This is a genomic window from Cupriavidus mimosae (genome assembly GCF_023952485.1).
Taxonomy (GTDB): Bacteria; Pseudomonadota; Gammaproteobacteria; order Burkholderiales; family Burkholderiaceae; genus Cupriavidus; species Cupriavidus taiwanensis_C.
The window spans coordinates 20145-37938 of the sequence record NZ_JALHRY010000008.1 but is presented as its reverse complement, the minus strand read 5'-3'; the positions used below and the strand labels follow the sequence as shown (position 1 = coordinate 37938).

Annotated in this window: 19 protein-coding genes; 11 read left to right on the top strand and 8 right to left on the bottom strand. The window is 70.4% G+C overall.

Going from position 1 to position 17794, the window contains the following annotated elements:
• Positions 1-255 precede the first annotated feature (255 nt).
• Together MKD50_RS16240 and MKD50_RS16235 are read right to left on the bottom strand one after the other, a co-directional pair.
• Positions 256-1851 (bottom strand): GMC family oxidoreductase, encoded by a 1596-nt coding sequence (locus tag MKD50_RS16240; RefSeq protein ID WP_252667727.1) that lies wholly within the window; start codon positions 1849-1851, stop codon positions 256-258.
• A 7-nt stretch (positions 1852-1858) separates the two neighbouring features.
• On the bottom strand, positions 1859-2464 hold the full coding sequence (locus tag MKD50_RS16235; RefSeq protein ID WP_252667725.1) for a hypothetical protein: 606 nt from the start codon (positions 2462-2464) through the stop codon (positions 1859-1861).
• A 125-nt stretch (positions 2465-2589) separates the two neighbouring features.
• Here MKD50_RS16235 and MKD50_RS16230 point away from each other — a divergent pair, with 125 nt between their 5' ends.
• The 6 genes from MKD50_RS16230 to MKD50_RS16205 all read left to right on the top strand — a co-directional run bounded on the left by MKD50_RS16230 (position 2590) and on the right by MKD50_RS16205 (position 8559).
• Positions 2590-3702, top strand: coding sequence for an AraC family transcriptional regulator (locus MKD50_RS16230; protein ID WP_252667723.1), 1113 nt, complete (start codon positions 2590-2592; stop codon positions 3700-3702).
• Positions 3703-3960: 258 nt separating this feature from the next.
• Positions 3961-5556, top strand: coding sequence for a flavin-containing monooxygenase (locus tag MKD50_RS16225; RefSeq protein ID WP_252667722.1), 1596 nt, complete (start codon positions 3961-3963; stop codon positions 5554-5556).
• A 70-nt stretch (positions 5557-5626) separates the two neighbouring features.
• A complete protein-coding gene (locus MKD50_RS16220; protein ID WP_252667721.1) occupies positions 5627-6517 on the top strand; it encodes an SDR family NAD(P)-dependent oxidoreductase in 891 nt (296 codons plus the stop codon).
• A complete protein-coding gene (locus MKD50_RS16215; protein ID WP_252667720.1) occupies positions 6514-7476 on the top strand; it encodes an alpha/beta fold hydrolase in 963 nt (320 codons plus the stop codon). The genes MKD50_RS16220 and MKD50_RS16215 overlap by 4 nt, the downstream gene beginning before the upstream one ends.
• Before the next feature lie 46 nt (positions 7477-7522).
• Positions 7523-8398 carry a metal-dependent hydrolase gene (locus MKD50_RS16210; RefSeq protein WP_252667719.1) on the top strand — a complete coding sequence of 292 codons (876 nt, stop codon included), beginning with the start codon at positions 7523-7525 and terminating at the stop codon, positions 8396-8398.
• Positions 8395-8559 (top strand): rubredoxin, encoded by a 165-nt coding sequence (locus tag MKD50_RS16205; protein WP_174079067.1) that lies wholly within the window; start codon positions 8395-8397, stop codon positions 8557-8559. Before MKD50_RS16210 ends, MKD50_RS16205 begins: the two co-directional genes overlap by 4 nt.
• A gap of 21 nt (positions 8560-8580) precedes the next feature.
• Here the strand turns inward: MKD50_RS16205 and MKD50_RS16200 are convergent, their stop codons facing one another.
• On the bottom strand, positions 8581-9414 hold the full coding sequence (locus MKD50_RS16200; protein WP_252667718.1) for a MerR family transcriptional regulator: 834 nt from the start codon (positions 9412-9414) through the stop codon (positions 8581-8583).
• A gap of 92 nt (positions 9415-9506) precedes the next feature.
• Between MKD50_RS16200 and MKD50_RS16195 the strand changes: the two genes are divergently transcribed.
• From MKD50_RS16195 to MKD50_RS16185, 3 genes are all read left to right on the top strand, one after another.
• A complete protein-coding gene (locus MKD50_RS16195; RefSeq protein WP_115679014.1) occupies positions 9507-10472 on the top strand; it encodes a LysR family transcriptional regulator in 966 nt (321 codons plus the stop codon).
• 130 nt (positions 10473-10602) lie between these two features.
• Positions 10603-11589: a Bug family tripartite tricarboxylate transporter substrate binding protein gene (locus MKD50_RS16190; RefSeq protein WP_115702811.1), complete on the top strand. Its 987-nt coding sequence runs from the start codon at positions 10603-10605 to the stop codon at positions 11587-11589.
• Between the two features lie 109 nt (positions 11590-11698).
• Positions 11699-12676, top strand: coding sequence for a M14 family metallopeptidase (locus MKD50_RS16185; RefSeq protein WP_252667717.1), 978 nt, complete (start codon positions 11699-11701; stop codon positions 12674-12676).
• Positions 12677-12777: 101 nt separating this feature from the next.
• Here MKD50_RS16185 and MKD50_RS16180 read toward each other — a convergent pair whose 3' ends face one another.
• From MKD50_RS16180 to MKD50_RS16160, 5 genes are all read right to left on the bottom strand, one after another.
• On the bottom strand, positions 12778-13320 hold the full coding sequence (locus MKD50_RS16180) for an Sbal_3080 family lipoprotein (protein WP_115711478.1): 543 nt from the start codon (positions 13318-13320) through the stop codon (positions 12778-12780).
• Between the two features lie 137 nt (positions 13321-13457).
• Positions 13458-13658 (bottom strand): hypothetical protein, encoded by a 201-nt coding sequence (locus MKD50_RS16175; RefSeq protein WP_116377928.1) that lies wholly within the window; start codon positions 13656-13658, stop codon positions 13458-13460.
• A gap of 25 nt (positions 13659-13683) precedes the next feature.
• Positions 13684-14265, bottom strand: coding sequence for an OB-fold putative lipoprotein (locus tag MKD50_RS16170; RefSeq protein ID WP_240073240.1), 582 nt, complete (start codon positions 14263-14265; stop codon positions 13684-13686).
• 150 nt (positions 14266-14415) lie between these two features.
• Positions 14416-15843: a tRNA uridine-5-carboxymethylaminomethyl(34) synthesis GTPase MnmE gene (gene mnmE, locus MKD50_RS16165; protein ID WP_252667715.1), complete on the bottom strand. Its 1428-nt coding sequence runs from the start codon at positions 15841-15843 to the stop codon at positions 14416-14418.
• 91 nt (positions 15844-15934) lie between these two features.
• Complete coding sequence (locus tag MKD50_RS16160) at positions 15935-16750, bottom strand: CHAD domain-containing protein (protein WP_252667713.1); 816 nt, start codon at positions 16748-16750, stop codon at positions 15935-15937.
• 178 nt (positions 16751-16928) lie between these two features.
• Between MKD50_RS16160 and MKD50_RS16155 the strand changes: the two genes are divergently transcribed.
• Positions 16929-17366, top strand: coding sequence for a PaaI family thioesterase (locus MKD50_RS16155; RefSeq protein WP_252667711.1), 438 nt, complete (start codon positions 16929-16931; stop codon positions 17364-17366).
• Positions 17367-17403: 37 nt separating this feature from the next.
• Positions 17404-17790 carry a VOC family protein gene (locus MKD50_RS16150; protein WP_252667709.1) on the top strand — a complete coding sequence of 129 codons (387 nt, stop codon included), beginning with the start codon at positions 17404-17406 and terminating at the stop codon, positions 17788-17790.
• Positions 17791-17794: the final 4 nt, after the last annotated feature.

Below are 17794 nucleotides of genomic sequence, written 5' to 3'. Positions count from 1 at the left end.
CTGTACCGCGATAAACCCCTGTGCAATTTGCTGCGCTGTCCGCTCCCTGCTCTGGCGGCATACGGATGCTTGAAACAGCTGTACGAAGCCTATCCACGGCTTCGGGCGTTTCACAAGCGCTGAATTGGAATGGACATTCTAAAAACCGGTGTGGTGTGGGCCATCGCACGGCATGGTCCGACGCGCCATGCAGCGGGCATGCCGGCCGCATGCCTGCACAGCCAGACCAGGTCGTGCCGGTCTCGCGAGAATGCATCATGACGTGAGGTTTTGCGCCAGCGCGTCGGCGTTCTGAGCGCTCAGCGCGAACACCGACAACTGCGGATTCGCGCCCACGCTGGTCGGGAACACCGAGCCGTCGAACACCGACAGGTTGGCCAGCTGGTGATGGCGGCCGCGGCTGTCGACCACCCCGCCGCGCGGGTCGTCGCTCATGCCGCAGCCGCCCATCAGGTGCGCGGTGAACAGCGCGGTGCGGAACGGCTTGAGCGGCAGCCGCGCGATGGCTTCGCGTGCTTCGGGCCAGCTGCGGTATTCGGCGGCGTCGAGGTGCGCGGGCCGCACGCGTTCGGCGCCGGCGGCGAACTGCGCCTGCGCCATGCTCAGCCAAGCGCGCCTTACGCCGTCCCAGGCGTAGTCCGTCATCTCGTAGTCCAGCAAAGGGCTGCCGTCGGACGCCAGGCGCACCCTGCCGCCGGGGCTTTCCGGCACGAAGCCGTCGCGCAGCAGCGCCAGCATCGCGTTGGTATGCGGTAGCTGTGCCATGTCGCGGCGCAGCGCCTCGCCCACGCCGTTGACCACGCCCGCGCTGATGCCGGGGAACATCGGCGGCACCTCCAGCTTGTAGCCCATCGGCCCAGTCGCGCCGTGCTGCCACTGGAAGTGGTCGGAGGCGACGGATTGCGGCGCGCCATAATAAGGATCAATGCGCTCCGGCATCTTGGCGATGCTGATATTCACCGGATGGATAAACGTTCGTATCCCCAGCCGCTGATGCGGGTCCGGCACGCGCGAGCGCAGCAGCAGCGCCGGCGTGTTGATGGCGCCGCCGGCGGCGACCACGTGCCGGGCGCGCACGACCACGCTGACGCCCGTCGGTGTATACCCGTCGGCGCCCAGCGCTTCGCCGGTGACCGAGCGCACGCGCTTGCCGTCATGGTCCAGCGTGCGCACCCGCACGCGGTGCACCAGCGTGGCGCCGCTGGCCAGCGCGGCGGGAATGGTCGACACCAGCATCGACTGCTTGGCGTTGACCGGGCAGCCAAAGCCGCAATAGCCCGAGTTCCAGCAGCCCTTCACGTTGCGCGGGATCACGTGCCATTCCCAGCCGAGCGTCTGGCAGCCGCGCCGCAGCACGTCGTTGTTGGGATTGGGCGCCATCGCCCACGGCGCGATACCCAGGCGTGCCTCCACCTGCCGGAACCATGGCGCCATCTCCGCCTCGCCGTGGCCGGTGACGGCGTGGTGCGTGGCCCAGTGCGCCAGCGTCTGCGGCGGCGTGCGGAAGCTGGACGACCAGTTGACCGTGGTGCTGCCGCCGACCGCGCGGCCCTGCAGGATGGCGATGGCGCCGTCGGCGGTGGTGCGCGCCGCGGCCTCCTGGTACAGCTCGCGGTAGGCGCGGTTCTCGTCCATGTCGCGGAAGCTGTCCGAGGTGCGCAGCGCGCCTTCCTCCAGCAGCACCACGCGCAGGCCGGCGCGGCTGAGGGCCTCGGCGCTGATGCCGCCGCCCGCGCCGCTGCCGACGATGACGACGTCGGCGTCGAGCGTGCGCGGGGCGGTGAAGGTGCCGGCGTCGAGCACCTTCCAGCCGGCGGCGATGCCGGCATCGTAGAGATTGTCGATGGCCATGTCGGGTTCAGGCGTGCAGCGCCCGGTAGACGGCCGCGTCGGGGCCGGGATAGCCGCAGCCGGCCCAGGCGGCCGGCAGCGCGTAGTAGCCCACGCTGCCGAGCTTGACCAGCACCACCGCGCCGGCATTGAGCGTGGCCAGCCGGCTGGCGCGCCAGCGCGCCAGGAAGGCCTGCACCTGCGCCGGCGTGGCGACGCTCCAGTCCTGGCGGATGCCGGCCAGGGCCCAGCGCAGCGGCGTGCTGGCCAGCAGGCCGAACAGCTTGCGCAGCTCGGCCTGCGCGCCTGTGCCCATGGCGGCGCAGGTAGTGTCGATATTGCGCAGCGCGTCGTGCGCCAGCGCGGCCTGGCGCGGTGGCGGGGCCTCGGCCAGTTCGGTGACGATGGCCGGCAGCAGCGCGCGGAACATCGCCACGTCGTCCGGGCGCAGGAACGACATGCCCGCCTGCGGGGCGGGATCGGCGGACGAGCAGCCGGCCAGCGACGGCACCAGCGCGGTACACGCCAGCGCGGCCGAGAAGCCAAGGCCCACCTTGAGGAAGCCGCGTCGCGTCAGCGCGTGCAGCGCATCGGCAGCGGCCGCGTCGCGGCGGTGATGAGGGTTGGGGCGCATCGGGTCTCCTTGCGTCGGTCTGTTGTCTTTGCTCTGCGGTGCGGGCGGGCAGGCCCGCATTGACGCTGTCCGGAGTTTGGATAAAGATCGGTGCCCGGTCTTGATCCCGCATGACAGGTTTTTTGATGCCACGCGCCAACCCGTCCGATGGCGGTGCCGGTGGTATGCAGGCCGGCACCGGGCCTGATCCCGCGTCCGGCACCGCATTTGGCACCGCATCCGGCACCGTCTCGCTCGCCTACCTTCGCGCCGTGCTCGACCACGGCGAGCGCCAGGGCATTGCCCCGGCCGAGCAGCTGCGCGCCGTCGGCGTGCCGCCGGCGTTGCTGGACGCGGGGGCGCAGGCGCAGACCGCCACGCGCATTCCCGGCGTGGCTTACCTCGCGCTGCTGAACTGGCTGGAGCAGGCCACCGGCGATGCCGATGTCGGCCTGCGCGCCGGCGCCGCCTTCGCGCCGCGCCACTATGCCGAGATGGGCTACGTGGTGCTGACCACGCCCACCGTGCGCGACGCCATCCTGCAGGGCATCCGCTATGAAATGCTGGCCAACGACATCGGCGGCACCCGCCTGATCGAAACGCCGCAGTCCGCATGCATGACGTGGCAAGCGCGGCATGGCCCGCTGTCGCGCCATGCGCATGAGCTGCATATGGCCACCTGGGTGGTGTTTGCGCGCTGGCTGATCGGCAGCCAGCATGTGGCGACGCAGGTCGAATTCCCGCACGCCGCGCCCGCGGATACCCGGCTGCATGCCGAGGTGTTCGGCTGTCCCGTGGTCTTCAACGCCGGGCGCCATGCCATGCATATCGAGCGCGCCCTGCTGGACCTGCCCTCGCTGCAGGCCGATGCCGGCATGCAGGCGCAGATGACGCGCATCGCCGACACCCAGCTGCAGCAGATCGTGCCCGCGGGCGCCGACGCCCTGGCGCAGGCGCGTGCCTGCATCCGCGCGCGGCTGCCGCAGGGCGACGTGCCGATTGCGGACGTCGCCGCGCACCTGGGCCTGCCGGTGCGCACGCTGCAGCGGCGGCTGCAGGCGCAGGGCATCAGTTATTCACAGCTTGTGGATAACGTGCGGCAGGCGCTGGCCCGGCAGTACCTGGCCGAACCCGGCCTGAGCCTGGCGCAGTGCGCGATGCGGCTCGGCTATTCCGAACAGAGCGCCTTCACCCACGCGTTCAAGCGCTGGACCGGTGAAACGCCGCATGGCTGGCGCCGCAAGGGCCGGGCCCCCTAGCGCCCCTTTGTTGCGGCCACGCCTCCGTCATCGGCGAAGCCCCAAGAAAATCCTGCGGTTTCAAACGCACGCAGCCATGTCCCGGTGCAAGGGGCGAGGCCGCCTTATGGCCTCGTTTGATGTGCTCCAGACGCCGCTGGCACACCGCAAAGATTAGAACCATCCTTCGATTCACGGCATTGACCACCCGCGCCGCGCTTCCTACGATGACATCCATCAATGTCACAATTAACACTGTCGTAAAGGTGAGGAGCGCGCATGAATGCACCCGCGGAGTTGCCGCCGGCGTTGTCGCCGCAGTGGCCACAACAGGCACCCCCTGCCCCCGAGCACACCGACATCGCCATCATCGGCAGCGGCTTTGCCGGCCTGGGCATGGCGATCCGGCTGCGCGAGCGCGGCGAGCGCGATTTCCTGGTGTTCGAGAAGGCCGGCTCGATCGGCGGCACCTGGCGCGACAACCATTACCCCGGCTGCGCCTGCGATGTGCAGTCGCACCTGTATTCCTTTTCCTTTGCGCCGAACCCGGACTGGTCGCGCATGTTCTCGACCCAGCCGGAAATCCGCGCCTACCTGGAAGACTGCACCGACCGCTTCGGCCTGCGTCCGCATCTGCGCCTGCACCATGAGCTGCGCCACGCGGCCTGGGACGAGTCCGCGCAGCTGTGGCGGCTGCAGATGGCCGACGGCAAGGTGGTGCGGGCGCGCGTGCTGGTGTCGGGCATGGGCGGGCTGAGCCGGCCGTCGTATACCGATATCCCGGGGCTGGACACGTTCGAGGGCGAGTGCTTCCACTCGCAGCACTGGAACCACGCGTATGCGCTGGGCGGCAAGCGCGTGGCGGTGATCGGCACCGGCGCCAGCGCGATCCAGTTCGTGCCGCAGATTGCCCCCCAGGTGGCGCAGCTGGACCTGTACCAGCGCACCCCGCCGTGGATCATGCCCAAGCCCGACCGCGAGGTCAGCGCCGCCGAGCGCTGGCTGTTCCGCCGCCTGCCGTTCACGCAGACGCTGGTGCGCACCGGCATCTACTGGATGCTGGAGTCGCGCGTGCTGGGCTTCGTGCTGCATCCGAAGATCATGCAGGTGGTCGAGCGCGTCGCGCGCCGCCATCTGGCGCGGCAGGTGCGCGACCCGGCGCTGCGCGCAACGCTGACGCCGGACTACACCATCGGCTGCAAGCGCGTGCTGATCTCCAACGACTACTACCCGGCGCTCACGCGCGACAACGTCGACGTGGTCACCACCGGCATCGCGCGCGTAGAGCGCGATGCGGTGGTGCTGCGCGACGGCACGCGCCGGCCGGCGGACTGCATCATCCTCGGCACCGGCTTCCACGCCACCGACCCGCTGCCGCGCGGCGTGATCGCCGGCATCGGCGGCGTCGACCTGGTCGATGCCTGGCGCGACGGCGCGCAGGCCTACCTCGGCACCACGGTCGCGGGCTTTCCCAACCTGTTCTTCGTGGTCGGGCCCAACACCGGCCTGGGCCACAGCTCGATGGTGTTCATGATCGAGTCGCAGGTGGCCTATATCGCCGACGCGCTGCGCCAGATGCGCCGCGACGGCGTGCAGGCGGTGGACGTGCGCGAGCCGGTGCAGCGCCGCTTCAACGAACGGCTGCAGGCGCGCCTGGGCCATGCGATCTGGTCGGCCGGCGGCTGCGCCAGCTGGTACATCGACCCGCGCAGCGGCCGCAACACCACGCTGTGGCCGGGCTTCACCTGGCAGTTCCGCCGCGCCACCGCCAGCTTCCGCATGACCGACTACGACCTCTACCCGGTGCGCCGCGCCGTGCCGGACGAGGCCGCGAGGCAGCCGGCGGCCGACATCGCCACTGCCGCGGGTGCATGACGCACGCGCCTGCACGCGCCTTTCCCTGCTTTCACCCAGAACAACGACACACACCGGAAGGAGACCGGACATGAAGGACTTCCGCAACAAGGTTGCCGCGATCACCGGCGCCGGCTCGGGCATCGGCCGCGCACTGGCATTGGCGCTGGCGCGCGAAGGCTGCCAGCTGGCGCTGTCGGACCGCAACGAGGCCGGGCTGGCGCAGACCGTGGCGCAGGCCATGGCCGCGGCACCGCACGCCCGCATCAGCCAGCACACCGTCGACGTGGGCGACCGCGCCGCGGTCTATGCGTGGGCCGCGGCCGCCGCCGATGCGCACGGCCGCATCAACCTGATCTTCAACAACGCCGGCGTGGCGCTGTCCAGCACGGTCGAGGGCATGAGCTACGACGACCTGGAATGGATCATCGGCATCAACTTCTGGGGCGTGGTGTACGGCACCAAGGCCTTCCTGCCCTACCTGAAGGCCAGCGGCGACGGCCACGTGGTCAATACCTCGAGCATCTTCGGCATCTTCGCCCAGCCTGGCATGGGCGCCTACAACGCCAGCAAGTACGCGGTGCGCGGCTTCACCGAATCGCTGCGGCAGGAGCTGGACCTGATGGACTGCGGCGTGTCGGCCACCACCGTGCACCCCGGCGGGATCAAGACCAATATCGCGCAGGCCAGCCGGGTCTCGGCCAGCGTCAACGGTTTCCTGGTGCGCGACGCGCAGCACGGCAAGGACGAGTTCGAGAAATTCTTCATCACCTCGCCCGACAAGGCCGCGCGCGTGATCCTGGAGGGCGTGCGGCGCAACCGCCGGCGCGTGCTGATCGGGCCGGACGCCTACGCCGCCGACGCCATGGCGCGGCTGCTGCCCGCCGCCTACCAGTCGCTGGTGGTGCGCGAGACGCGCCGCAAGCGCGATCTGGGCAACGTGGTGGCGCCCGCACCGGTGGGCCAGGGAGAGCGCCCGTGAGCCGCCTGGCGATGGACGCGGACGCCGCACTGCTGGCGCCGCCGGGCGCGCTGACGCGCTGGTTCGGGCAGGGCCGCGTGGGCCTGGTCAGCCTGTCGCGCGCGACGCTGGCGCAGCGCCATGCGCTGCCGGCCTCGCGCTGGGTGCGCGTGCTCGATGCGATGGTGCACTACACCGACGAAGGCCCCGCCGACGGCGAGACCGTGGTGCTGATCCACGGCTTCGGCGCGTCGCTGCATACGTGGCAGGGCATCGTGCCGGCGCTGGCGCAACGCTATCGCGTGCTGCGGCTGGACCTGGCCCCGTTCGGGCTGACCGGGCCGCTGCGCGACGGGCGCGGGCGCATCGAGACCATGGACGTGCAGCGCTACCGCGACTTCATCGATGCCTTCCTCGCGGCGCTTCAGGTGCGCCGCGCCAGCGTCGTCGGCAACTCGCTGGGCGGGCTGATCGCGTGGGACCTCGCGGTGCGCCGGCCCGGTGCAGTCGACAAGCTGGTGCTGATCGATGCCGCCGGCTTTCCGATGAAGCTGCCGGTCTATATCGACCTGTTCCGCCATGCACCGGTGCGGTGGTCGGCGCCGTGGCTGCTGCCCGAGTGCATCATCCGCGCCGCCACGCGCGACGTCTACGGCGACGCCGCGCGCGTGCCCGAAGCCACCTTCCGACGCTACGTGGACTTCTTCTATGCCGAAGGCAGCCGCGAGGCGGTCGGCAAGATGGTGCCGAAGCTGGACTTCGCCCAGCTCGACACCCACCTGCTCGGCAGCGTGCGGGCGCCCACGCTGGTGCTGTGGGGCGAGCGCGACCGCTGGATCCCGCCGGCGCACGCACAGGCCTTCGCCGAGCGCATCCCCGGCGCGCAGCTGCGCCGCTACGCGGGGCTGGGCCACGTGCCGATGGAAGAAGACCCGCAACGCGTGGCCGCAGACCTGCTGCCATTCCTGGACCGCCAATGAATCGCGCCGGCGCCGCGCGCGCCGGCTGTCACCCAAGGAGACCGCCATGATGCCAGTCCGCCGCGACGTGCATCCCCACCTGCCGCCGGAGCGCATCAGCGACTGGCACGAGCGGGGCCGCCACGTCACCCATTTCCTCAACACGCTGTCGATCTTCTTCCCCGCCGGCGAGCGCTTCTTCATGGACAGCGTGCGCAACTACCGCGACCAGGTGAAGGACCCCGAGCTGAGCCGCGCCATCGCCGGCTTTATCGGCCAGGAGGCGATGCACACGCGCGAGCACATCCTCTACAACCGGCTGATGGAAGATGCCGGGCTGCCCGCCGCGGCGCTGGACCGCGCGGTGTGGTGGCTGCTGGACCTGCTGCGCAAGATCCTGCCCAGGTCATGGCAGCTGGCCCATACCATCGCGCTGGAACACTACACCGCGATGCTGGCCGGCGGCGTGCTGAAGGACGTGCGCCACCTGGGCGCGAACTCGCAGGCCGGGTACCGGCAGGTGTGGACCTGGCACGCGCTGGAAGAAACCGAGCACAAGGCGGTGGCCTACGACGTCTGGAACACGGTGATGAAGCCTGGCCCGTACCGCTATTTCGTGCGCACCTTCACCATGCTGACCACCACGGTGACGTTCTGGGCCATGGTGTTCGTGTTCCATATCGCGCTGGTGATGGGCGACAAGGGCTGCCGCAACAAGCTGAGCGGGTTTGGCACCGCGCTGCGTTTTTTGTGGGCCTCGCCCGGCGCGCTGCCGCGCATGATCCCGGAGTGGCTCAGCTATTTCCGCCCCGGCTTCCATCCCTGGGACGACGACAATCGCGCCGAGCTGGCCCGCATCGATCCGCTGGTCCAGGAGATCGAAGACACCGCGCGCGCCGCCGGCGTCTCCACCCGGGCACCTTCGCTGCGGGGGGCGGCATGACGATCTGGCAGTGCCGCATCTGTGGATTCATCTATGAAGAAGCGCTTGGCATGCCTGAGCACGGCATCGCGCCCGGCACACCGTGGGGCGCGGTCCCGCCGGAATGGAACTGCCCGGACTGCGGCATGGCGAAAGCGGATTTCGACATGGTTGCGGTATAGGCGGCAATGGGTGGATGAGGGCTAAGGCTTGGCGCCCCCGCCCTCTTCATCGTGCAGATGCTCGATGATCGCCGCCACCCGGTCCCCCAGGTACTTGTTGGCCGAGATCTCCAGCGCCCGCATCATCTCGGTCTCGGCCATCACCAGCGCCAGCGGGCGGATGCGCCACAGGATGTCCACCAGTCGCGGCACGTCCTGCGGCGGCGGCAGCTTGCCAACGCCAAAGCGGTCCAGCTCGCGCACTACGGTGGCGACGATCTGGTCCGAGACCGCCTGGAAATGCCCGCGTGACTGCGCGATGATTTCCAGCACGTCTTCCAGCGCAAAGCCCGCGTGGGCAATCTCGGCCCCGGCGGCCAGCGCGCGCGGGCTGCGTGCCAGGTAGCCCAGGCCGTCCGGTTCCAGCAGCCCCAGCGAGATCGCCTTGGCCAGCGCCGGGCGCGAGATCGCGCGGCCGAACAGCCGCGCCAGCGCCAGGTAGGAATAGTGGCGCGGGGTCTCGTTGGTCCACGGGCTGCTGATCGCGGTTTCCAGCCCAAGGATGGAGCGCAGGTCGTGCCCTTCGACGATGGCCTTGAGCAGTTCGGTGATATTGGCCAGCGTGTAGCCGCGCGCCAGCAGGTGGTGGATCAGCTTGAGCCGTCCCAGGTGCGCTTGCGTGTAGATGCCCACGCGCCCGCGCCGCTGCGGCGGGTCGATCAGGCCGCGGTCCTGGTACGAGCGCACGTTGCGCACCGTGGTGCCGGCCACGCGCGCCAGTTCGTCGATGGTGTATTCCGGGGCGGGCGGCGGTCCGGCTGGGGCGGACCCCGGGCGGGACGGAGGCAAGGGTTGGCGGCGCCGGGTCAGTGTCATGCCAAAAATTCTAACCGAGGAACGCGGCCGCCAAAGTGCCGGCTGGGTTTTGCCGATAATGAAGGCATTGCCCCCACCTGACCGCCGTTTCCATGCATATCCGCTGGCTCGAAGACTTCGTCTGCCTGGCCCAGGCTGGCAGCCTCGCGCGCGCCGCCGAGCTGCGCAACGTGACCCCGCCCGCCTTTGGCCGGCGCATGCAGGCGCTGGAGGTCTGGGCCGGCGCCCCGCTGATCGACCGCAGCGCCTTCCCGGTGCGGCTGACCGCCGAAGGGCGCCAGTTCCTGGAAGCGGCGCAGAGCGCGCTGCGCACCCTCGATGACACCCGCCTGGCGCTGCGCGCCGCCCACCGCGCCGACGCCAGCACCGTGACCATTGCCACCGGCAAGACGCTGGCGCGCTCGATGGTGCCGGCCTGGCTCGCGGGCCTGCGCGAGGCGCTGCGCCAGGATCCCGCCGCGGCGGGCTTCCGCACGCGCCTGTCGACCTTCCCGATGCACGACGCGCTGGCGATGTTCGCCGAGGGCGATGCCGACTTCCTGCTGTGCTACAGCCCGCCCGACCTGCCGGTGATGCTGGACGACGCGCGCTACCAGTTCCACCTGGCCGGCGTGGAGCGGCTGGTGTGCGTCAGCGCGGCCGACGCGCGCGGCGCGCCGCTGCACCGGCTGGGCACGGGCAAGGTCGCCGGCAAGACCGCGCCCGCGCCGGTGCCGATGATCGCCTACGCCGAGACCCTGACGCTGGGCCGCATGGTCAACCAGGAGATCGCGCGCCGCAAGCTGGCGCCGCGCCTGGACGTGATCGCGGTCAGCGACTTTGCCGAGTCGGTGCACGAGATGGTGCGCCAGCGCATGGGCCTGGCCTGGCTGCCCGCGCGGCTGATTGCCGACGACCTGCGCGACGGCCGGCTGGTGCGCGCCATCGCCGCCGCGCGCGGGCACGACGGTGCTGACGGCGGCGACCTGGCGCTCGACATCCGCCTGTACCGCCCGCGCGCGCCCATGCGGCCGCTGGCCGAGGCCTTCTGGCAGGCGGCGGTGCAGGCGCCCCGCTGAACCGTTCCCTGCGCCGATATTGCGGCCATTGCCAAATCGGCAACCGGGGTTGCCAAAGCCGCACGCCGCGCCGGTCCCGCGCTTCTAACATCGGTCCACAACCACGATTCCGGGACCCCGAGCCAATACCATGAAGACCACCCTGCGCGCGGCCGCTGCCGCACTCTGCCTTGCCGCTTGCGCCGGCGCCGTTTCCACCGCCACCGCTGCGACCGATGCCTGGCCAAGCAAGCCGATCACGCTGGTGGTGGGCTACACCGCCGGCGGCAGCGTCGACCTGGTGGCCCGCACCATCGCCCCGGAACTGGGCAAGCGCCTGGGCCAGAGCGTGGTGATCGAAAACCTGGGCGGCGCCGGCGGCACTATCGGCGCGTCTAAGGTGGTCAAGGCCGAGGCCGATGGCTACACGCTGCTGATGGGCTCGGGCAGTGAAGTGTCGATCGCGCGCTTGACCAACCCGGCGGTGCGCTATGACGGCGAGAAGGACCTGGCGCCGGTGACCTTTGTCGGCACCCAGCCGATGGTGCTGGTCGGCAAGCCCGGCCTGCCGGCCAAGAACGCCGCCGAGCTGATCGCGCTGGCCAAGGCCCAGCCGGGCAAGCTGGCCTACGCCTCGTCCGGCGTCGGCACCCCGCTGAACCTGGCGGGCGAGCTTATCAAGCAGCAGGGCCAGGTCAATATCACCCATGTGCCCTACAAGGGCGCTTCAGCCATGGCGACCGACCTGCTCGGCGGCCAGATCGACCTGGCGGTGATGGTGCTGTCGTCGGCGCTGCCGCATATCCAGGCCAACCGCGTGCAGGCCTACGGCGTGACCGGCGCCAAACGCTCGCCGGTGGCGCCGAACGTGCCGGCGCTGGCCGAGACGCCGGCGCTCAAGGGCGTGGACATGGGTGTGTGGTTCGGCCTGATGGGCCCGGCCAAGCTGCCGCAGCCGGTGGTGGCGCGCCTGAACACCGAGATGCAGGCCGTGCTGGCGATGCCGGACGTGAAGAAGAAGCTGGCCGAGGCCGGCGTGGAAGTGGCGCCCGCCAATCCGGCGCAGTTCGGCAGCTTTATCAAGCGCGAGACCGGGCGCTATCGCACCATCGTGCAGACGGCGGGGATCCAGCAGTAAGGGGGATGGCGAGGCGGCACCGCTCCTTGCCGACGCCTGCACACTCCCTGTCCCTATCACATGACCCGGCAGGCACCGACCTGCCAGGCACCCTGAACGCACCGACTCCATGACCCGCCAGCCCACCGCACCCTTCGAAGCCTACCCCGTCGACGTCGCCTTCCCCGACATCCGCCCCTACGCCGCCGGCAACACCGGCATCCCCTACCTCTACACCTTCGACAGCGGCCAGCCCGGCCCGCACGTGATGGTCAACGCGCTGACCCACGGCAACGAGGTCTGCGGCGCCATCGCCGTCAAGGCGCTGCTGGACCACGGCCTGCGCCCGCGCCGCGGCCGCCTGACGCTGGCCTTTGCCAACGTCGATGCGTACCACCGCTTCGATCCCGCCAGCCCGGATGCCTCGCGCTTCGTCGACCAGGACTTCAACCGGGTCTGGACCGCCAAGGTGCTCGATGACGCCAGCCTGGATTCATCGGAACTGCGCCGCGCACGCGCCATGCGCCCGGTGATCGATACCGTCGACCTGCTGCTGGACCTGCATTCCATGCACGAGAAAAGCCGGCCGCTGATCGTCTCCGGGCCGCTGGACAAGGGCATCGCCCTGTCGCGCGCGCTGGGTGCGCCGGCCGATGTGATCGTCGACGAAGGCCACCCGGAAGGCCGCCGCATGCGCGACTACGATGGCTTCGGCGATGCCGCCAGTCCGCGCAACGCGCTGCTGATCGAATGCGGCCAGCACTGGGAACCGGCCGCCGTGACGGTGGCGCGGGACAGCACCGCGCGCTTCCTGCTGCATGCCGGCACCGTCGACGCAAGCGACCTGCCCGCGGGCTGGCTGCAGCCGCTGCCCGCCGCGCAGCGCGTGGTGCGCGTGACCGAGCCGGTGGTGGCCACCAGCATGGACTTCCGCTTCGCCGGCCCCTACACCGGGCTGGAGACCTTTACCGAGGCCGGGACCGTAATCGGCTGGCGCGACGGCGAGCCGGTGGTGACGCCGTATCCGGATTGCGTGCTGGTGATGCCGTCGCTGCGCCAGTTGCGCCCGGGCGTGACCGTGGTGCGCTTGGGCCGGCTGGAGCGCTGACGCGGGTACGCTGGGCCGGGCGCGGCTGCGCCCGGCAGGATGCGGTGCACAGGCTCATGGCGCGGCCCTCCGGTTGACTGTAGGTGGGGTAAGCGGAAGGGCTAGGCGGCCGGCGCGGGCGCCGTGTCCTCCGGCGGCGGAGGCGGCAGCATGCCGGGGAACAGCTGCTCGACCAGCTCATCGAGCTTGGACGACGGCTGCACGAAGTTGCTCAGGTTCAGCCCGCCGGCGCTGCGGTTGGCGTTGTAGATGGCCTTGCCGACCCGGTCGCCATTGAGAAACACGGTGATGTCGGCGTTGTTCAGGTAGGTGTTCCAGAACCAGGCGCCGCGCGCGGTGTACAGCGCCACCATCGGGCACGATGCGATCGAGGTCTGCGCCTGCAGCACCTTCACCTCGAAATTGCGCCGGCGCAGCGACGACAGGAAGTTCTCGACAAAGTCATTGCCGCTGACCGGGTTCACCACCACGCACAGCAGCGTGCCGTGGGCGCCGTAGTTGCCCAGCGGGCCGCCGCCGGCCGGCAGCTGGAACGCGACAACGGGATCGGTGGGGTCAAGGCGGTCGACCGGCGTCACGGCCTGGTAGGTCGAGCAGCCGGTGAGCAGCAGGCCCACGCAGGCCGCCAGCAGTGCATGGTTCATGGAATGTCCTGGAGGGCGGCGCGCCACGACAAGGCGCAATGGCCACCGCATACCTTCACACTGTAGGCGCCGGCAGGCCAATCCAATCGGCCGAACAGAAGCGCAAACCGGCCGCTTCTGGCGTGGCGGATGGCGCCTCAGCCGCCCGCGCCGCCCTGCGCCAGCCGGCCCACCAGCACCAGGCAGAGCGCGGCCAGGCACACACCCACCACCGCCACCTGCACGCGCGTCACGGGTTTGCCGCCAAACAGCGTCTGGCTGAGCCAGGCGGGCGAGATCACGCCGACGACGGTCGCCACCATGATCAGGATGGCAAGGACGGACAGCACGGATTGCATGGGGGGTAACTCCGGAATCGACAGATCAGTTGGCGCCGCCGCGCAGCAGGCAGTCGCGCAGCAGCGGCATGCCGTCGGCCAGGCCGGCGCCGTTGCACTCCACCGCCACCTTCTGGCCGCGCCGCACCATGGTGGCGCGCGCTTCCACTTCGCACTCGCGCCCGGCCGGGCCGCAGATCTGGCGCGGCAGCAGCAGCGCGCGCACATTGGCGCCCGGGTCGTTGGTGCGGATGTCGACAAAGACCTGCTCGCCCTCGCGGCGGATGCCGCTGGCCACGCCTTCGACGATCAGGTACTGGTCCAGGTAATTGCGATCCGCTTGCGCGGCATTGTCGCGGTACGCCTTCAGCAGCGCATCGGCCTGCAGTTGCGGCAGGCGGTCGGCGGGGCGTTGCGGGTCGATGCTGACCGGGTCCAGCGTGCCGTTGCGCGGCACGCCGCGCACCTCGCTCGCCGGCACCGCGCTGGCCTCGGCCTGCGCATCGGCCGGCGTGTCGGGCACGGCACCGCCGACATCGTCGCGGCGGTCATTGCCGGCAAGCCACAACATGCCAAGGACGGCCACGGCGACGATGGCAATGAGGATCTGCTGGGTGCGGTTCAACATCGGGAAGGTCCTGCGTCAGTGAAAGCGGAAGGCGGAGGGCGAATTATGCGCCCTGCCTGCCGCAAAAGCGCGCATACGGCGTCGGGCAACGCCGGCCACATCGCCTTGCCGCGTGGGCGGAGCCGTTGGGACACGCCGGCTTGCCTCACCCTACTTCCCAATACAAAACCGCGTAAAAATCGTCCCCAGCAGATCATCGCTGGTGAACTCGCCGGTAATGCTGTTCAGGTGTTCCTGGGCCAGCCGCAGTTCTTCCGCGAACAGGTCCAGCGCCTGGGCCTGGCGCTGGCTTTGTTCGGCGGCCACGTCCAGGTGCGATTGCGCCTGCCGCAGCGCGGTCAGGTGCCGCTCGCGCGCGAGGAAGGTGCCTTCGTTGCCGGACTGCCAGCCCACCAGCCGCAGCAGTTCGCGGCGCAGCAGTTCGATGCCGGCGCCGGTGCGCGCCGAAATCCAGATCTCGGTCGGATTGGGGCCGTTGGCGGCGACCACGTGCGGGCGGTTGCCACCGAACATCATCTCGCCCACCGCGGGGGCCTTGTCGATCTTGTTGACCACGCGCACGATCGGCGCACCCGGCGGCAGCTGGCCGCTGAGCTTGTCGTCGATGGCGTCGTCGATCTCGGACAGGCCGTGGCGCAGGTAGTCGGTGGCGTCGACCAGGTGCAGCACGATGTCGGCGCGGCGGATGGCGTCCCAGGTGCGCTCGATGCCGATGCGCTCGACTTCGTCGGTGGCTTCCTCGCGCAGGCCGGCGGTGTCGATGATATGCAGCGGGATGCCGTCGATCTGGATGGTCTCGCGCACGCGGTCGCGCGTGGTGCCGGCGATCGGCGTGACGATGGCCAGTTCCGCGCCGGCCAGCGCGTTCAGCAGCGACGACTTGCCCACGTTGGGCTGGCCCGCCAGCACCACCGACAGCCCCTCGCGCAGCAGCGCGCCCTGGCGCGCCTGCGCCAGCACCGCGCCCAGTTCATCGCGGATGGTGGCAAGCTGGCCGCGCGCGTCGGACTGCTCCAGGAAATCGATCTCTTCCTCGGGGAAGTCCAGCGTGGCCTCGACCAGCATGCGCAGGTGGATGACCTTGTCCACCAGCTGGCGGATGGCGTTGGAGAACTCGCCCTCCATCGAGCGCGCGGCCGAGCGCGCCGCGGCCTCGGTGCTGGCTTCGATCAGGTCGGCCACGGCCTCGGCCTGGGCCAGGTCGAGCTTGTCGTTGAGGAAGGCGCGGCGCGTGAACTCGCCGGGCTCGGCCAGGCGCAGGCCGATGCCGTCGCCGGCCTGCAGGCAGCGCGTCAGCAGCATCTGCATCACCACCGGGCCGCCGTGGCCCTGCAGCTCCAGCACTTCCTCGCCGGTATAGGAGTTGGGCGCCGGGAAATACAGCGCCAGGCCGTGGTCGATGACCTTGCCGTTGGCATCGAGAAACGGCAGGTAGGTGGCGTGGCGCGGCTTCAGTGCCTGGCCGCAGACGGCGCGCATCACGGGGCCGACATCGGGGCCGGACACGCGCACTACGCCGATGCCGCCGCGGCCGGGCGCGGTGGCGATGGCGGCAATGGGAAGCTGGGGAGCAGTCATGGCGGTATTGTCGCAGATCGGGTGCGGTTGGCCTGGCACGCGCGGGAACGCGCTGGAACGCTATGGCAGGCCGCCATGGCTGGCGGGCCGGTCAGCTGGCGCCGGGCAACGGCGGCGCATCGTCCGGCATCGCCTGCAGGTCCAGGCACTCGGCCATCAGGCGGCGCGCGACGATGCCGTCGACCTGCCGGCCCAGCCGGGCCTGCCGCTTGACCAGCTTGCCGTGCAGGCGCCTGGTATAGCGCGCCGGCAGCACCGGCGCCAGCGCTTCGATCACGTAGCGCAGACGCTTGCCGGCGATGCGCTGCGCGTGCACCGCGGCGGGATCGCCCTTGCGGGCATGCCGGGCCAGTGCCCGCAGCTGCTTGCGGCCGCGCCGCACGCGCCGGCGCGCAAAGGTCGCCAGGCGAGCGCCGTCGCCGCGGGCGCGGGCGGCGAGTTGCGCCAGGTGCGCAAGGTCGCGATGTAGCGCGGGCAGTGGCCAGTCGCGGTAAGTGGCCAGTGTCGCCAGCATCGCCGCGCGCGCGGCATCGCGGCGCTGTCGGGCGGTGTCGGCGATGGCGGTCAGTATCGTGTCTTGCGGCTCCAGTTCGCGGGCCGGGCCGATGGTCTCGGCCAGGAACACATCCCAGTCGCGCACCGTGGTGGTGGCGCGCGCCAGCGCGCGCAGGTCGCGCTTCCAGCGGTCGCGCTCCTGTCGCGGCAAGGCCGGGCCCATGGCCCACACGACCGCGCGCGCCTGGCGCAGGGCGATGCGCAACTGGTGCAGGTCTTCCGGGTCGTCGCGGCGCTGCAGCGGGTCCAGGCACGCGTCGATGCGCGCCAGGCTGGCTTGCGCCAGCGCGGCAAAGGCTGCGGCGGGCCGCGCCTTGCGGCGCAGCTTGGGAGACTGGGCGTCGGCGTTCATGGCGGACTGCATGCGGTCAGGCGCGCACGCGGGACGCAGATGCCTTCAGTGTAGGCGACAGCACGCGCTTGGGCGGCATGCGGCGCCAGCGCCGCTTTGGCGGTTGACACGCCCCGTCCTTCAGGCTGGAATGCGCAGATTCGCCAGGACCAGCGCCCTGACCCACGAGGAAACCGCCATGACCACCGAACAGGAACGGCTACTGCTGCGCGACACCATCGAGGCCGGCTTTCGCCAGTCCGCCTTCGTCAGCGACGTCGGCATCGCGCTGGCCGACTGCGGGCCCGGCTGGTGCGAGTCCACCCTGGCCATCACGGCGCGCCACCTGCAGCACGGCGGCATCGTCCACGCGGGCGTGCAGGCCACCATGGCCGACCACACCGCCGGCGCGGCCGCATCCACCATCCTGGAGGCGGGCCAGCACGTGGTCACCGCGGAATTCAAGATCAACCTTCTGCGGGCCGTGCGCAGCGAACGGCTGCGCTGCCGGGCCGACGTGCTCAAGTCCGGCCGCTCCATCATCGTGGTCGAGGCCGACGTGTTTGCCGACGTCCACGGCGAATCCGTGCTGGTCAGCCGGCTCAACGCCACCATGAGCGTGCTGGACCTGGCCTGAGATCCTCTCTCTCCCATCTCGACAAAGGAAGCCACCCATGATCGACCACACCGGCGTCAGCGTCAGCGATTACGAGAAAAGCCGCGCCTTCTACCAGGCCGCGCTGGGCGCCATCGGCTACGTGCTGGACAAGGAGTTCCCGGCCAGCGTCACCGGCAGCACCGACGTCGCCGGCTTCGGCACGCCCGGCCATCCCGATTTCTGGATCCACCGCGGCGTGCCCAACCAGCCGCCGGTGCACGTGGCATTCCGCGTCGACAGCCGCGCGACCGTCGATGCGTTCCATCGCGCGGCACTGGCCGCGGGCGGGCGCGACAACGGCGCACCCGGCATCCGCGCGCACTACCACCCCGACTACTACGGCGCCTTCGTGCTCGACCCGGACGGCCACAACATCGAGGCGGTCTGCCACAAGCCCGCGTAACGCA

Excerpts from the sequence above, each read along its gene's own strand:
- MKD50_RS16190 (WP_115702811.1), top strand. The coding sequence starts at position 10,603 with ATGAAGACCACCCTGCGCGCGGCCGCTGCCGCACTCTGCCTTGCCGCT.
- MKD50_RS16160 (WP_252667713.1), bottom strand. The coding sequence starts at position 16,750 with ATGAACGCCGACGCCCAGTCTCCCAAGCTGCGCCGCAAGGCGCGGCCC.
- MKD50_RS16150 (WP_252667709.1), top strand. The coding sequence starts at position 17,404 with ATGATCGACCACACCGGCGTCAGCGTCAGCGATTACGAGAAAAGCCGC.
- MKD50_RS16200 (WP_252667718.1), bottom strand. The coding sequence starts at position 9,414 with ATGACACTGACCCGGCGCCGCCAACCCTTGCCTCCGTCCCGCCCGGGG.
- MKD50_RS16240 (WP_252667727.1), bottom strand. The coding sequence starts at position 1,851 with ATGGCCATCGACAATCTCTACGATGCCGGCATCGCCGCCGGCTGGAAG.
- MKD50_RS16185 (WP_252667717.1), top strand. The coding sequence starts at position 11,699 with ATGACCCGCCAGCCCACCGCACCCTTCGAAGCCTACCCCGTCGACGTC.
- MKD50_RS16180 (WP_115711478.1), bottom strand. The coding sequence starts at position 13,320 with ATGAACCATGCACTGCTGGCGGCCTGCGTGGGCCTGCTGCTCACCGGC.
- MKD50_RS16225 (WP_252667722.1), top strand. The coding sequence starts at position 3,961 with ATGAATGCACCCGCGGAGTTGCCGCCGGCGTTGTCGCCGCAGTGGCCA.
- mnmE (WP_252667715.1), bottom strand. The coding sequence starts at position 15,843 with ATGACTGCTCCCCAGCTTCCCATTGCCGCCATCGCCACCGCGCCCGGC.
- MKD50_RS16235 (WP_252667725.1), bottom strand. The coding sequence starts at position 2,464 with ATGCGCCCCAACCCTCATCACCGCCGCGACGCGGCCGCTGCCGATGCG.
- MKD50_RS16230 (WP_252667723.1), top strand. The coding sequence starts at position 2,590 with ATGCCACGCGCCAACCCGTCCGATGGCGGTGCCGGTGGTATGCAGGCC.
- MKD50_RS16175 (WP_116377928.1), bottom strand. The coding sequence starts at position 13,658 with ATGCAATCCGTGCTGTCCGTCCTTGCCATCCTGATCATGGTGGCGACC.
- MKD50_RS16210 (WP_252667719.1), top strand. The coding sequence starts at position 7,523 with ATGATGCCAGTCCGCCGCGACGTGCATCCCCACCTGCCGCCGGAGCGC.
- MKD50_RS16205 (WP_174079067.1), top strand. The coding sequence starts at position 8,395 with ATGACGATCTGGCAGTGCCGCATCTGTGGATTCATCTATGAAGAAGCG.
- MKD50_RS16195 (WP_115679014.1), top strand. The coding sequence starts at position 9,507 with ATGCATATCCGCTGGCTCGAAGACTTCGTCTGCCTGGCCCAGGCTGGC.
- MKD50_RS16170 (WP_240073240.1), bottom strand. The coding sequence starts at position 14,265 with ATGTTGAACCGCACCCAGCAGATCCTCATTGCCATCGTCGCCGTGGCC.
- MKD50_RS16220 (WP_252667721.1), top strand. The coding sequence starts at position 5,627 with ATGAAGGACTTCCGCAACAAGGTTGCCGCGATCACCGGCGCCGGCTCG.
- MKD50_RS16155 (WP_252667711.1), top strand. The coding sequence starts at position 16,929 with ATGACCACCGAACAGGAACGGCTACTGCTGCGCGACACCATCGAGGCC.